General features: G+C 36.7%; 17 protein-coding genes. 11 read left to right on the top strand and 6 right to left on the bottom strand.

Features of this window, described 5'->3' with window-relative positions; genetic code table 11:
* The first annotated feature begins 178 nt into the window (after window positions 1-178).
* Entirely contained in the window at window positions 179-1,003 is an 825-nt protein-coding gene (locus tag MP478_RS18075; RefSeq protein WP_257201234.1) for a universal stress protein, read from the top strand.
* 112 nt (window positions 1,004-1,115) lie between these two features.
* Here the strand turns inward: MP478_RS18075 and MP478_RS18080 are convergent, their stop codons facing one another.
* The 4 genes from MP478_RS18080 to MP478_RS18095 all read right to left on the bottom strand — a co-directional run bounded on the left by MP478_RS18080 (window position 1,116) and on the right by MP478_RS18095 (window position 4,047).
* On the bottom strand, window positions 1,116-1,526 hold the full coding sequence (locus MP478_RS18080) for a hypothetical protein (RefSeq protein WP_257201235.1): 411 nt from the start codon (window positions 1,524-1,526) through the stop codon (window positions 1,116-1,118).
* 111 nt (window positions 1,527-1,637) lie between these two features.
* The gene (locus MP478_RS18085; RefSeq protein WP_257201236.1) at window positions 1,638-2,873 is read right to left on the bottom strand and encodes an RNA polymerase sigma factor; all 1,236 of its coding nucleotides are present in this window, start codon (window positions 2,871-2,873) and stop codon (window positions 1,638-1,640) included.
* A gap of 16 nt (window positions 2,874-2,889) precedes the next feature.
* Window positions 2,890-3,237: a YciI family protein gene (locus MP478_RS18090; RefSeq protein ID WP_230033357.1), complete on the bottom strand. Its 348-nt coding sequence runs from the start codon at window positions 3,235-3,237 to the stop codon at window positions 2,890-2,892.
* 54 nt (window positions 3,238-3,291) lie between these two features.
* Window positions 3,292-4,047 (bottom strand): SDR family oxidoreductase, encoded by a 756-nt coding sequence (locus tag MP478_RS18095; protein WP_257201237.1) that lies wholly within the window; start codon window positions 4,045-4,047, stop codon window positions 3,292-3,294.
* A 212-nt stretch (window positions 4,048-4,259) separates the two neighbouring features.
* Between MP478_RS18095 and MP478_RS18100 the strand changes: the two genes are divergently transcribed.
* Genes MP478_RS18100 through MP478_RS18115 form a run of 4 tightly spaced genes read left to right on the top strand, consistent with a single transcriptional unit; the run spans window position 4,260 to window position 6,161 of the window.
* Window positions 4,260-4,769, top strand: a complete 510-nt coding sequence (locus MP478_RS18100) for a hypothetical protein (RefSeq protein ID WP_230033355.1) — start codon at window positions 4,260-4,262, stop codon at window positions 4,767-4,769.
* Window positions 4,766-5,113: a tRNA-binding protein gene (locus MP478_RS18105; RefSeq protein WP_047484527.1), complete on the top strand. Its 348-nt coding sequence runs from the start codon at window positions 4,766-4,768 to the stop codon at window positions 5,111-5,113. The genes MP478_RS18100 and MP478_RS18105 overlap by 4 nt, the downstream gene beginning before the upstream one ends.
* A 16-nt stretch (window positions 5,114-5,129) precedes the next feature.
* The gene (locus MP478_RS18110) at window positions 5,130-5,831 is read left to right on the top strand and encodes a 3'-5' exonuclease (protein WP_257201238.1); all 702 of its coding nucleotides are present in this window, start codon (window positions 5,130-5,132) and stop codon (window positions 5,829-5,831) included.
* 3 nt (window positions 5,832-5,834) lie between these two features.
* Complete coding sequence (locus MP478_RS18115) at window positions 5,835-6,161, top strand: SUF system Fe-S cluster assembly protein (RefSeq protein WP_047484523.1); 327 nt, start codon at window positions 5,835-5,837, stop codon at window positions 6,159-6,161.
* Between the two features lie 46 nt (window positions 6,162-6,207).
* Here MP478_RS18115 and MP478_RS18120 read toward each other — a convergent pair whose 3' ends face one another.
* On the bottom strand, window positions 6,208-7,044 hold the full coding sequence (locus MP478_RS18120; protein ID WP_257201239.1) for a sulfurtransferase: 837 nt from the start codon (window positions 7,042-7,044) through the stop codon (window positions 6,208-6,210).
* Between the two features lie 305 nt (window positions 7,045-7,349).
* Entirely contained in the window at window positions 7,350-8,198 is an 849-nt protein-coding gene (locus tag MP478_RS18125) for a hydroxymethylglutaryl-CoA lyase (RefSeq protein WP_230033352.1), read from the bottom strand.
* 188 nt (window positions 8,199-8,386) lie between these two features.
* On the opposite strand from MP478_RS18125, the gene pepT reads away from it, so the two are divergent.
* The 6 genes from pepT (at window position 8,387) to MP478_RS18155 (ending at window position 13,241) form a co-directional block, all read left to right on the top strand.
* Window positions 8,387-9,634: a peptidase T gene (pepT, locus tag MP478_RS18130; protein WP_230033351.1), complete on the top strand. Its 1,248-nt coding sequence runs from the start codon at window positions 8,387-8,389 to the stop codon at window positions 9,632-9,634.
* A gap of 6 nt (window positions 9,635-9,640) precedes the next feature.
* A complete protein-coding gene (locus MP478_RS18135; RefSeq protein WP_257201240.1) occupies window positions 9,641-10,207 on the top strand; it encodes an energy transducer TonB in 567 nt (188 codons plus the stop codon).
* Between the two features lie 177 nt (window positions 10,208-10,384).
* Window positions 10,385-10,621 (top strand): hypothetical protein, encoded by a 237-nt coding sequence (locus tag MP478_RS18140; protein WP_230033347.1) that lies wholly within the window; start codon window positions 10,385-10,387, stop codon window positions 10,619-10,621.
* 166 nt (window positions 10,622-10,787) lie between these two features.
* Complete coding sequence (locus MP478_RS18145) at window positions 10,788-11,381, top strand: porin family protein (protein ID WP_257201241.1); 594 nt, start codon at window positions 10,788-10,790, stop codon at window positions 11,379-11,381.
* 79 nt (window positions 11,382-11,460) lie between these two features.
* Window positions 11,461-12,510 (top strand): sensor histidine kinase, encoded by a 1,050-nt coding sequence (locus MP478_RS18150; RefSeq protein ID WP_257201243.1) that lies wholly within the window; start codon window positions 11,461-11,463, stop codon window positions 12,508-12,510.
* A complete protein-coding gene (locus MP478_RS18155; RefSeq protein WP_257201244.1) occupies window positions 12,507-13,241 on the top strand; it encodes a LytTR family DNA-binding domain-containing protein in 735 nt (244 codons plus the stop codon). The genes MP478_RS18150 and MP478_RS18155 overlap by 4 nt, the downstream gene beginning before the upstream one ends.
* Window positions 13,242-13,273: the final 32 nt, after the last annotated feature.

Here is a 13,273-nt window from a genome sequence, read left to right on the forward strand (position 1 = left end):
CCATTTCAGACGAGACGGACAAAACGGTACCTGAAGCGTAAAATAGACGACTTAAAATGGAGGCTAACGGTTCATCACCTTAAAAAGACATTTCATCATCATTTTATGCAATGTCACCATCTTTTTACTACCATAGAAAGGTTTTGTCTTATAGTTTTACAGAATCAATTTTGGTACAATGAAAACAATAATTGTCTGCACAGATTTTTCCAAAGAAGCAGAAAATGCTACTCATTATGCAGCTTCTATGGCTAAAGAAAATAAGTATAAGATTGTTCTGTTCCACTTACAGACCGTTTCTATTCATGCTTTAAACGCCCAGGTTTCTGCTGATTTTTTCCATGAGCAAACGCTTAAAAATCAAAAGAAAATTTCGGAGAAAGCTGCTGAGCTGGGAAGCTTATATGATCTGGAAACACAGTATTATCTGGCTTCAGGGAACTTTATTGAGGAGCTTGAAAACTGTATCCAGCTAAATAACGGTGATTTTGTGGTCATGGGTATGGCGGAGAAAACACTTGAACAAAGACTGCTCGGAAATATTGTCACCAAAACCATCCACCGGCTCAAAAAACCTGTACTAATCATTCCGGCTCACATAGAATATACAGGAATCAGAAAAATTCTTTTTGCCTATGACACCCACAAAAGCATGACCTGGTCTGCCATGGACGATATTTACAATTTCATCAATGAATTCAAATCTGAAATTGAAGTGTTCAATGTAAGTGAGAGACTGGAAGATTTTACAGAGGTCATCCATGATATTGATCTGAACTCCGGATATGATCTTGATGATATTAAATACAGCTTTAAAATGATCCAGTCTATAGAAATCATCAAGGCGATTGAAGAGGAAGTGAAACTTACCAATTCGGATTTACTGACAATGGTTCCTTATAAATACAATCTTGTGGAATCTCTTTTCCACAGAAGCAAAACAATAATAATGGCTTACAAAAACAAAGTCCCTTTATTATCAATTCCCTTAAACATAGATTAAGAATCAATAAAAATCTGCACACATTTGAATTATCCTTTTTGCCTTTAAAGGCTAAATTTTACACTTAATCTTGTTTAACAGGACCGGAAATTTTTCTCCGGTCCTGTTTTTATCACAGTAAAGCGATCAAAGCCTGGTAGTAATTTTCCAGTAAAAGAGTATTACTATTCAGGAATAAATAAGGTTCTATGAGTTCCAGTTCCATTAAACTAAATGAATCATTGATAAGCACTCCATCCACTCTTGCATACAGTGTTGGTTCAGGCAGGCTTTCTACATAAATTCCAGCCTGTTCTATATGTTTCGGATCAGGAGTTGGGTAGCTGATGCTTCCTCCATGATAATGCTGTACCCTGAAGTCTCCCTGCTTAGGAGTTTTTAATGAACAATGGCTGTATTTTCCGTTGAAAAACAGAAATGACCATTCTCCATTTTTGATTTCTTCTACGAAAGGCTGTACCATATAATCCTGTTCCCTCAGAAGCCGGTCTATTTCTTTTGAACGCCCGTTACAATTGCTCATAAATACTGGTTTTATTTTCATCTTGTTTACTTGTTGAAGTGTATCACTACATAATAAACAGTAATTGAATTTTTGTAAAAGGAAGGAGTAACTTCTGAAAAAAGTCTTCAGTTATTTAGTTTCCAGCGTATCAATATATCTTTTAAAAGTATTAATGATGGTCTGCGAGCTAGACATTTTTATGGCGAACTCAAAATGCTGTATTGCTTTTGACCTGTCAATATCAGTATAAAGATAACCTAACAGGGAATAGTAGAAAGGATTGTTGATAAGCTTTAGTTTTTCAGCCTCAATAATTGCGGCAGATTTTCCTCTTACTTTTGCAAAGCTAAAAGTACGGTTAAGGGCAGCCATAGGAGAGTATTCAATCTGTAAAAGCCGATTGTATAATTGCAAAATATTTTCCCATTTTTCATCATTATCTTTCTTTTTTGTGTGCCAATAGGCAATAGCAGCTTCGAGATGAAGTTTGGTTAAAGCATCTCCTGTAGCACTTTGGTTAAGGTGTTTGATTCCTTTTTTTATCAGCTCAACGTCCCATAGTGAATCATCTTGTTCTTCATATAAAATGTTTTCTCCTTTGTCATTAATTCTGGCATTGAATCTCGAAGAATGAAAATACATTAAAGATAACAATGCATGAGTAGCGGGGACATTTGTCAGTTTGTTTTCGAGTAGTAATAAGGTTAATCTTATCGCTTCAAGACAAAGATCTTTTCTAAGAACTGTATGTTGCGATGTTGAATAATATCCTTCTGAAAATAGTAAATAGAGTGTTGTGAATACTGTTTCTGAGCCAGAAAGAATCTGTGAAACTGAGGGCGGTTCAATTTTTATTCCTTCTGTTTTTAATTTTTCTTTTGCACGATTCAGTCTTTTATAAACAGCTTCTTTAGTAACCAGAAAAGCATCTGCAATTTCCTGTATTCCAAATCCGCAAAGTAAATTTAGAGCTAAAGAAATTTGGGAATCTTTTGAAATAGAAGGATTACAAATAGTAAACATCATGGCTAATTGGCTGTCAATGATATTTTTGTCAGAAAGGTCTATTTCAAATTCTTCATAATTACGAGACGAATATTTTATTTCATTCGATATCTTTTGTTGAAATAAGGAGTTTCTTTTAAGGTGATTTTTAGTTTTATTCTTAGCTACGGTGTACAGCCACGCTGTAGGATTTTCAGGAATTCCATTAATGCTCCAGGTTTCAGTGGCTGTAAGAAAAGTATCACTTACTATATCCTCTGCGATTTCAATATGATCAATACCAAATAAAGAACAGAGCACAGAAACAATTTTCCTATACTCTGTTCTGAATAAATTAGGTATTAATGCCTGTTCCTGCATTATATGGTTACATAATTTATTGAGCCGGTGGGATAGCCATTCTAACCTCTACACTTGCTCCCCACTGAAGTATAGGGCAGCCTTTTGCTATTTCTACAGCTTCGTCATAATTCTCAGCTCTTATGATAAACATTCCACCAATTGATTCTTTAATCTCTGCATAGGGTCCATTAGTAACTAAATCATTTTTTACAACTCTTCCATCGAGGTCCCATCTTTTAGGAGGAGAAACCAATTTATTTTGTGCGGCAATACTTCCTAGCCAATCCTGGAAAGGCTGAATAGATGCCTGCATTTGTTCTGGTGAGGGGCTGGCATCCTTATTAATGATATCTCTGTGTATGGCAATTAAAAATTCATTCATGATTTGAAAATTTTAAATATAATGCTTTTATAAATTTAATAATAACTTTTGATTTTATCTCTGGTTTTCCGGATTTGCAATCCACTCATCATAACGGATGCTTCCTAATTTTGCGTCGTTGTTGGGTACAAGGGTACTGTCATTCAATGGGGCTCCGAAATAAGTTGCAGCTGGGCTAGTCACTACTTCATCCTGATTCTTCATTATTGATGTATATTTTCTTACCAGATCATCCAATCTTATTTTTTCTGGTCCTCCAATTTCTACTGTGCTATTTTTGGGAGAATTGATCGTAACATCCGTCATTGCTTTTACCACGTCATCTGAGGCGATAGGCTGAATCAAAGCTGGAGAAACAACTATTTTATGATCAGCTGTACTTGAATGAACAATCCCACCAACAAATTCAAAAAACTGTGTAGAGTGAACAATCGTATAAGGAATTCCTGATTCTTTAATAAGATCCTCCTGAACCTGTTTCGCTCTGAAATATCCGCTTTCCTGTAAACGCTCTGTGCCTACAACAGATAAAGCAATGTGATGCTTTATTCCTGCATCTTTTTCTGCAGCAATTAGGTTAGTTCCTGATATTTTGAAGAATTTCATTACATCATCATCTGCGAAAGAAGGAGAGTTGGCAACATCTACTACAACATCTACATTTTCTAAAGCCTGGTCAAGACCTTCTCCTGTAATAGTATTGACTCCTGAGTTGGGAGATGCTGCCAGAACATCATGTCCCAAGTTTCTAAGACTGTTAACAAGTTTACTACCAATAAGGCCAGTACCGCCAATTACTGTAATTTTCATTATGTATCATTTTATGGGTTTATTACGTAATGACAATCGAGCCTTTTAATTTGGACAAAAATGTTGAAAAAATTTTATTAGTAAAAAAATTCATAGATTTCGAGACTAAACTCTACTTCATTCGATCGATATACTATCCTTCAACATTATAATTGTAGAATACCCTCACAATTCTCAATATTTTAATACATTTGTTATAAAACCTATTCAGCATGAATTTTGAGCAGATCAACCTCCATCTTGAAGCTTATAAAGAACATGACCAGATCCTGGATGCAGCGAAATACCTGATCCACTCTTTTCATCTGGAGCATGAAAACTTTGCGGGGTTTGGATTCAGGCAGGAGCTTTCCCCTACTTCGATGCTTCTTACGGCAGAAGGAGAACTGGGAGGTCCGCAGATGGTCATGATCCCGAAAAATTTATTCGATTTTGATCTGAACCTTGTCTTGAATATGATTGCCCACGAGATGCTTCACGTGAGACAAAAAGCTCCGGGACAGGTAATAGAAGATAAAAATGAGCGGGAATTTCAGGCGTACTACGAGATGCTTTTTCATAAAGCTTTTCCACAGGTACCTGAAGTTTCAGACTTTCATAAAAAATTCTTTGGAGAAAAAGCTCTTGAATATTACAGAAGAATGGGGGAAGGTTCAGAATTACAGCAAAAATATGAAGAACAGAAAACTGAAGTAGAACATTTAATTAACGTATTACCATGACCGTAAAACCAGACATCACTTGGGCAGATTTTGAAAAAATAGATATCCGATGCGGAACCATTCTTTCCGTCAATGATTTTGAAAAAGCAAGAAACCCTTCTTATCAGCTGGAAATAGACTTTGGCGACTTAGGAATCAGAAAATCTTCAGCACAGATCACTTCTCTCTATCAGAAAGAAGAGCTGGTAGGAAAACAGATTCTCGCCGTGGTTAATTTCCCTAAAAAACAAATTGCCAACTTTTTCAGCGAATGCCTTGTATTAGGGCTATATGGTGAAGATAAGCAGGATGTCACTCTTCTGGCTCCTTCCTTACCTACCAAAAACGGAATGCAGGTAGGATAATAAACAAAAAACACATATGATACAGAACATACCATTAGAAAGAATATTGTTTCTTGATATCGAAACTGTGCCACAGGCTGGTTCCTGGGATGAATTATCAGAAACTGACCAATACCTTTGGGACAAAAAAACAAGGTTTCAGAGAAAAGAAGATATTTCCGCAGAAGACTTTTATGAAAGAGCCGGTATTATGGCTGAGTTCGGAAAAATCATCTGCATTACCATCGGAATGGTAGAAAAGAATGAAACATTAAAAATCAAAAGTTTCTCAGGACATGATGAGAAAAAAATGCTTCAGGAGTTTGGGGAGATTTTCAACAGCCCAAGGCTCCGGGATGTCATTCTCTGTGCCCACAACGGAAAAGAATTCGATTTTCCCTGGATTGCCAGACGATACCTGATCAACGGAATGCAGCCTCCGGCTCCGCTTCAAATGTTCGGAAAAAAGCCCTGGGAGATTCCTCATATCGATACCATGGAGCTTTGGAAATTTGGAGATTATAAAAGTTTTGTCTCCCTTGAACTGCTTGCCCATGTCTTTGGAATTCCTACTCCAAAAGACGATATAGACGGGTCAATGGTTTCATCAATCTACTACATAGAAAAAGACTTGCAGCGAATAGTTGATTATTGTGAAAAAGATGTCTTAACTTTGGCAAATATTTTCCGGCGCATGCGTCAGGAAGATTTGTTGAAAAGGAATATCAATCTAGATTAAAAAATGAAATTTACAGACGATCAAATTGCTGACATTGGTGAAGAAATCATCAAGGTACTGAAATCCGTATATGACCCTGAAATACCGGTGGACATTTACGAATTAGGGCTGATTTATGATGTACAAATCTCCGATGATGTAGACGTAAAAATTGTAATGACACTTACTACTCCCAACTGCCCTGTGGCTGAAACCCTTCCACAAGAAGTAAAAGATAAAGTTGGGGAAGTAGAACATGTAAAAAGTGTTGATTTAGAGCTTACCTTTGAACCGAGCTGGAACAAGGATATGATGAGCGAGGAAGCTAAGTTTGAACTGGGAATGCTTTAATCATTATAAAATATAAAACCTCAGAAATTTCTGAGGTTTATGTTTTTTAAATGTCTTTTGCAATTTCTTTTCCTTCTCTCCTGCTCCACTCACTCCATGAACCTACATACAGATTGGGAATTTTAAACCCGGCATAATCTAACGCTAAAATCGTGTGACATGCCGTAACGCCTGATCCACAATGGATAATCAAATGCTCCGGCTTATTTTCTAACCATTTATTATATTTTTCCTTTAAAATCTCAGGTTTCAGGAAGAATCCGTTTTCATCCAAATTTTCTGAAAAAGGAATATTGATTGCCCCCGGAATATGCCCGGCAACCAGATCAATAGGTTCCGATTCTCCCCTGTATCGGTAGGCATCCCTTACGTCAATAACAGTAGCAGAAGTATTTTTCAATTCATTTTCAACTTCTTCCAGTTTTGAAACAGGCAGAAACCAGTGATCTTTTTTCATCAATGGAACCTTTTTAACCTCCTCTTTTCCAGAAGAAAATTCTATGCCTTCTTTTTCCGCTGCCTGCATTCCGCCATTAAGAACCTGTACATTTTCGAATCCAAAAGATTTGAGCATCCACCAGGCTCTTGCTGCTGCATTGGAAGCGTTTTTATCATCATATACCACGATGTGGGAATCTTCAGAGATTCCAAGGTTTGATAACGTTTCAGCAAATTTTTCTATGGAAGGAAGTGGATGTCTTCCCCCAAAAGCTGCATCCTCTCCTATCTCCGCCAAATCTTCATCCAAATCGATGAATAATGCTCCTTTGATATGTTTCTCAAGGTAATTCCCGGCAATATCTTTTCCGGTTCTTGCATCAAGAATGATGAGGTTGCCTGTAGGGAAGCTTTTTAATTCGGAAGGTGAAATTATTGGAGACATTTTGTTGATTTTTTGAGTTAATTATAATTACATTTTGGTTAAAACCATTGATATTTGAATATAGTAAAGCGGGGTATCCATTTATTCCGTAAGGGTAATTTCAATACATTTTAGTCTGAACTCTATCTTATAAGATCAATAGAAATTGCTTTTAGTAGCCTCAAACGGTATTTTTGTCATTCCGCAGGAATCTAAGCCATTATATTTAGTAAAAATTGAGATTCTTACGGAATGACAAACCTAACGCCGTTTATACAGTCTGTATAATTGTTCAAATCTGCTGGATATTTGACTATTAATTCATTCTAAAAATGAAAAATATCCTTAGCCTTATTGTAAGAACTTTCAAAGTTTAGGAGGTTCAGCTTGTGATCTGCTTTTTCAACACTCATAAAATTGATAACCTGTTCAGTAGGCATATTTCCCACCAGATCGTCTTTAGCCATAGGACATCCTCCGATTCCTTTAATTGCACTGTCGAATCTTCTGCAACCCTGATCATAAGCCGCTTTTAATTTCGAATAAGAATCTTCATAACGGTTATGGAAATGTCCCCCGAAATTGATTTCAGGATATTTTGAAGGAATTTTTTCAAATAAAAGAGCAATTGTTTCGGGAGTGGCTACTCCTGTTGTATCAGAAAGCAGAATATCTTTCACTCCGATTTCTGAAAATCTTTGTGCCCAACGGTCTACATCTTCCCATTTCCACATTTCTCCATATGGATTTCCAAAGGCCATAGAGAAATAAATGTTCAGCTGTTTTCCTTCACTTTTGGTCAGCTCAAGCATTCTGATAATTTCCTCAAAAGCTTCTTCCTGGCTTTTATTCGTATTTCTATGCTGGAATGTTTCAGAAATAGAGAAAGGGAATCCAAGAATATCTACTGAAGCATGTTTTAATGCTTTTTCAGCGCCTCTGTAGTTTCCGATAATAGCAGAAACCTGGGTTTTGGAACGGGATTTATCAATATTTTCAGCAACCACATCAGAGTCTGCCATCTGCGGAATTGCTTTTGGTGAAACAAAACTCAGGCAATCCAATACATCAAAACCAACATCCATTAAAGAGTTGATATAATCTATTTTTTTATCAGTGGGGATAAACTCTCCCCATCCCTGCATGGCATCTCTTGGGCATTCAGTTAGAAACATTGGTACTTTTCATTTTCTCAAATATAATAAAACTAAACCAGTTCGTATACGGTACATATAAATCTAACATTATTTTGATTTTCAAAGATTTATATCCGATTTAAAATTTCAATAACTGATATTCAATCGCAAATAACCTATTCTGAGCAGCAAATTTGCTAACTTTGTTAAAATTTATGATTAATCTAATGAGTACAATAGAATTCAACCCTTTGTGGAAAGAGAAATTACTGAACCGTTTTCTTAGTTATGTAAAAATATATTCAACCAGTGATGCCGAGAGTGAAGCAACACCTTCCACTCCAAGACAGTGGGATATTGCCAATTATATTACTGAAGAACTGAAGACCATAGGTTTGGAAAATGTTTCCATTGATGGGAATGGTTATATTATGGGATATATTCCTTCTAACCTGGAAAATGACGACAGACCTACTATTGGATTCATTTCACATTATGATACTTCACCGGACTTCAGCGGAGAGAATGTAAATCCTCAGGTTTGGAAGAATTATGATGGAAATGATCTTCTGCTGAACCAGACCACAGGATTCACTTTATCTCCTTCAAAATTTGAAAGTTTAAAAAAATATATCGGCCAAACGTTAATTACAACAGATGGAAACACGCTTCTGGGTGCTGATGATAAAGCAGGATGTGCAGAGATTGTAACGGCTGCAGAATATCTGATTGCCCACCCTGAAATTAAACACGGAAGAATTGCTGTAGGGTTTACCCCTGATGAAGAAATCGGAAGAGGGGCGCACAAATTTGATGTGGCAAAATTTGGGGCAGAATGGGCCTATACAATGGATGGCGGAGAAGTTGGAGAGCTTGAATATGAAAACTTCAATGCTGCAGGAGCTGTAGTGAAAATCCACGGATTAAGTGTACACCCTGGTTATGCTTACGGAAAAATGGTCAATGCAGCGCTTTTAGCTGCCGAATTTGCACAGAGCCTTCCGGCAAATGAAACGCCTGCTACCACTAAAGGTTTTGACGGTTTCTATCACTTAATGGATATCACCGCTGACATTTCTGAGGCTAAACTTCAGTATATCATCCGTGATCATAATGCTGATAAATTTGAAGCCAGAAAGAAATTCATGGAAGAAAAAGTAGCTGAATTCAACCAAAAACATGGTGAAGGAACTGCTGAAGTGGAGATCAAGGAGCAATACAGAAATATGAAGCAGCAGTTCGAAGGCAAAATGCACATTGTAGATCTTGCTGCGAAAGCAATGACAGAAGCAGGTATTGAACCTAAGATCAAAGCGATCAGAGGAGGAACAGATGGAGCTCAGCTTTCTTATATGGGCCTTCCATGTCCCAATATCTTTGCCGGAGGAATCAACTTCCATGGACCTTATGAGTATGTAGCTTTGGAAAGTATGGAAAAAGCAACCGAAGTAATCATTAATATTGTAAAAGCTTAATTACTGATGAAAAAACTCTCAGCATTAGCATTCATTTTTGTTTTTGTTTTCAGCAGTGCCCAAATTTCTGAATTTCAGAGAGCAGACTCTCGCTATGACAGAAAGAAAACGGCTCTGTATAAAAAATATCCTAAGCCTAATGATCTAAGAACCAAGAAGGAGTGGCTTCTTACTGAGGATAAAATAACATCATACAAAAATGCTTTAGATCAGCTTTCCGCTGAAGACAAGAAAATAATTGCTTTAGACCCACCTACAAAAGGTAAAGTTACCAAGGAAGCAGAATATGAAAAGGGAAAAAGAGCTTTTCATCAGCTTCTGCATGAGGCAGCTGATCTTGATTTTCTAAATTTTGCTTCAGATTCTTACAAAGCAACAATGAGCTTCGTAGTAGATTCTAAAGGAAACGCTCTTGATGCACAGGTAAAGGGGAATAATGAAGATGTAAATGCATTCATTGAAGCCGCCTTCTACCGTATCAAAGATAAAGACAAATGGAAACCTGCCGAAAACAACGGGAAACCGGTATCTTCTACAGTCTCTATTCCTTTGACGCTAACATTTAAAAAATAACAGAATAAACCCGCTACACAGTGGGTTTATTTTTTTCTTCTAGGGGGTAAGCATAATTCAGACATTACACTTATTAACAGGCACTTAAAAGTACAACTCATTTGATTTTTCATTATATTTACTTTCACATACAAAAAAGACTATTAACTTTTAACATCAAATTGCATTATGAAAAAAATGAAAAAACTTTTGAGAAAAGACCTCTCAACAATTCTTGGTAACGGAATAGACAACTGCCATATGGGTGGAGATTCTTATAATTGCCAGAGTGACTGCCAATGTGCTTATGGAAAAGCCTGTGAAATGTATGAGGATGGCAGCCCCGGACAATGTATTGCCGTGGGAGGAGGAACTCCAGGCGGCGGCGGAGGCGGATGTTTTCCACCAATCATTTGTGAAGAGCAACCTTTTTAAATATTTAAAATCGAAAGAAAGATCTTTCGATTTTTTTTATCCCTGCCTTTTCTACTTCTCTCAAAAAAGGAGACTTATCATAACATTTCTACCGTTCATCAAATAAAGTTTCACCTCATCTTTCTGATTTGTTGTTTTGCATCAAGTTTTTAACAACAATCAATTTATGAAACATCAATTTTTAGCAATCAGCTCCCTGTTATTATGCATCACCTACTCCATAGAAACTCAGGCACAGCAGACCCCGGCTTTTCACATTGGAGTAAAGGGAGGCACAAATTTTACAAAAACCTCAACGGAATCTTCCTTGGAAGGAAAATACGGATTTGGTTATCAGGCGGGAATTATGACAAGAATGGATATTGGCCGTCTTTATGTACAAGGAGAAGCATTATTCAACAAAAGAAAAACATCTTACGAAACAAAAAACGGAAGTTCAGCAAAACTGAGCTGGAATGCTATTGATATTCCTGTAGTAGTGGGATATAAAGTAATAAAAACAGACGACATCAACCTAAGGGTATTTGCCGGTGGAGTGTACAGTTATGCTTTTAATAATAAAATATCAACTTCACAAGCTCTTCAGGAGGGTTTTAAAAAGTTTGACAAATCCAATATAGGGCTTACGGGAGGTGTAGGTGTAGATTATAAGAATTTCACCGTAGACCTTAGGTATGAAACAGGACTTTCAAGCATCAGCAAAGATTTTAAATCCAAACCCCACAGTTTCAGCTTAGGAATAGGCTATTTCTTATTTTAAAAAACTTAAATTATCTTTACCATTAGAAACTGCTACTCTGCAGTTTCTATTTTTTTATAACTTTACTTTACATCTTCTCATGACAAAACCTTTTATTGTTAAAGAATATATTTTCACTTTTATTTTCTGGCTTGTTTTTGCGATTGTATTATGGTGTAATTTCCAGATTGCTACAGAAACATACCTGGCTGTGATTCAATCGGTAATCATTACCATCTGTTCTTTTATGTTCACTCATTTTTTGACTGCCAAACTCCTTCCCAAGGCTTTACATTTAAAAAAAATGAGGAGATTTCTGATACAGGCGGCTATAGTTATTCTTCTTTTAAGTATCATTTATTCTGTCATATTCACTTACCTGGAAGTTGCTCCCAAAACAGATCTTCCGCCCACTTTTAAGGGACATCTCCCTATTTTATGGCAAGGATTTTATATGGCGCTTCCCGCTTCTTTTCTGATTAACGGATCAGCCTGTGGCATTAAATTTTATAAGGAACACGGAAGAATAGAGCGGGATCATATTCTTCTTCAGCAGGCTCACCTGGAAAATCAGCTCAAGCTGCTGCAGGATCAGATCAATCCGCATGTGGTATTCAATATCCTGAACCACATTCATATTCTGATGAAAACAGATATCCAGCTTGCTGATTTCTTACTGATGAAGTTTTCAGATATTTTAAGGTATCAGCTCTATCACTGTAATCAAAACCTGGTGCCTCTGGATAAAGAGATTGAATATTTGCAAAACCTGGTTGAAGTGGAGAAATTAAGATGGGGAAATGAACTGGAGGTTGATGCCCATTGGAAAATTGACCATAAAAAAGCTTCTATTGCTCCTCTGCTATTGGTATCCTTTATTGAAAACGCCTTTAAATATGTTTGCCGGCTTCCCGGACAAATTGGATATATCAGAATTTCATGTCAAGAAGAAAACAACAGCCTTTTATTATATGTAGAAAACTCGTATTCTGACAGGGTGATGTATAAAAAGAAGGAAGGAACCGGCGGAATTGGTATTCAAAATGTAAAAAAGCGTTTAAAATTACAATATCCGGATTCTCATGATTTAAAAATTGAATCTGACGGCCATGTTTATAAAGTCACTTTAACCTTACAATTATCTGAATGAGCAATAATATCCCTAAAATGAAATGTCTGATCATAGATGATGAACCGTTAGCCAGATTCCATCTTAAAGCACTGGCAGACCAGATAGATTTTTTATCCGTTGAAGGCACTTGTGCTACTGCATTAGAGGCAGATTCCAAAGTAAAGGAATGTGAAATAGATCTTCTTTTTCTGGATATCAATATGCCCTATTTAAGTGGTCTTGAATTTTTGGAACAGCTTGAAAACCCACCGTTATGCATCCTTACAACAGCCTATTCCGAATATGCACTGGAAGGATTCCGGCTGCAGGTAGCCGATTATCTTTTAAAACCTATTGCTTTTAACCGTTTTTATCAGGCCGTCAATAAAGCCCAGCAACAGTTTATCATCAGTGAGAAACTGAAAAAAAACACGCCTTTGGATGATCCCTTTCTATATGTAAGGCAGTCTGATTCTTTTATCAAAGTTTCCTGGGTGGATATTCTATATGTTGAAAGTATGCAGAATTACACCAAGCTTCATTTTAAAGATAAGTCTCTGATCATCCATCAGACCATGAAAGCCATTGAAGAATCTTTACCTTCCGAACATTTTTTCAGAATCCATAAATCGTTTCTGATTAATATTACCCATATTGACATGATTTCCGGAGGCCGTCTGTTTATGAATAAAATAGAGCTTCCTATTTCCCGTACCCGAAAAGAGGAACTGCTCAATCAGGTGGTATATAAGAAGCTTATCAGCAAATAGAAAAATTGGAATTGAAAGAGGGAATGATGAGA

Source organism: Chryseobacterium sp. WG14 (assembly GCF_024586945.1).
Taxonomy (GTDB): domain Bacteria; phylum Bacteroidota; class Bacteroidia; order Flavobacteriales; family Weeksellaceae; genus Chryseobacterium.

Coding starts and splice junctions, on each gene's coding strand:
- MP478_RS18095 (WP_257201237.1), bottom strand. CDS start 4,047: ATGAAAATTACAGTAATTGGCGGTACTGGCCTTATTGGTAGTAAACTT.
- MP478_RS18075 (WP_257201234.1), top strand. CDS start 179: ATGAAAACAATAATTGTCTGCACAGATTTTTCCAAAGAAGCAGAAAAT.
- pepT (WP_230033351.1), top strand. CDS start 8,387: ATGAGTACAATAGAATTCAACCCTTTGTGGAAAGAGAAATTACTGAAC.
- MP478_RS18150 (WP_257201243.1), top strand. CDS start 11,461: ATGACAAAACCTTTTATTGTTAAAGAATATATTTTCACTTTTATTTTC.
- MP478_RS18155 (WP_257201244.1), top strand. CDS start 12,507: ATGAGCAATAATATCCCTAAAATGAAATGTCTGATCATAGATGATGAA.
- MP478_RS18115 (WP_047484523.1), top strand. CDS start 5,835: ATGAAATTTACAGACGATCAAATTGCTGACATTGGTGAAGAAATCATC.
- MP478_RS18135 (WP_257201240.1), top strand. CDS start 9,641: ATGAAAAAACTCTCAGCATTAGCATTCATTTTTGTTTTTGTTTTCAGC.
- MP478_RS18140 (WP_230033347.1), top strand. CDS start 10,385: ATGAAAAAACTTTTGAGAAAAGACCTCTCAACAATTCTTGGTAACGGA.
- MP478_RS18125 (WP_230033352.1), bottom strand. CDS start 8,198: ATGTTTCTAACTGAATGCCCAAGAGATGCCATGCAGGGATGGGGAGAG.
- MP478_RS18145 (WP_257201241.1), top strand. CDS start 10,788: ATGAAACATCAATTTTTAGCAATCAGCTCCCTGTTATTATGCATCACC.
- MP478_RS18085 (WP_257201236.1), bottom strand. CDS start 2,873: ATGCAGGAACAGGCATTAATACCTAATTTATTCAGAACAGAGTATAGG.
- MP478_RS18110 (WP_257201238.1), top strand. CDS start 5,130: ATGATACAGAACATACCATTAGAAAGAATATTGTTTCTTGATATCGAA.
- MP478_RS18100 (WP_230033355.1), top strand. CDS start 4,260: ATGAATTTTGAGCAGATCAACCTCCATCTTGAAGCTTATAAAGAACAT.
- MP478_RS18080 (WP_257201235.1), bottom strand. CDS start 1,526: ATGAGCAATTGTAACGGGCGTTCAAAAGAAATAGACCGGCTTCTGAGG.
- MP478_RS18090 (WP_230033357.1), bottom strand. CDS start 3,237: ATGAATGAATTTTTAATTGCCATACACAGAGATATCATTAATAAGGAT.
- MP478_RS18105 (WP_047484527.1), top strand. CDS start 4,766: ATGACCGTAAAACCAGACATCACTTGGGCAGATTTTGAAAAAATAGAT.
- MP478_RS18120 (WP_257201239.1), bottom strand. CDS start 7,044: ATGTCTCCAATAATTTCACCTTCCGAATTAAAAAGCTTCCCTACAGGC.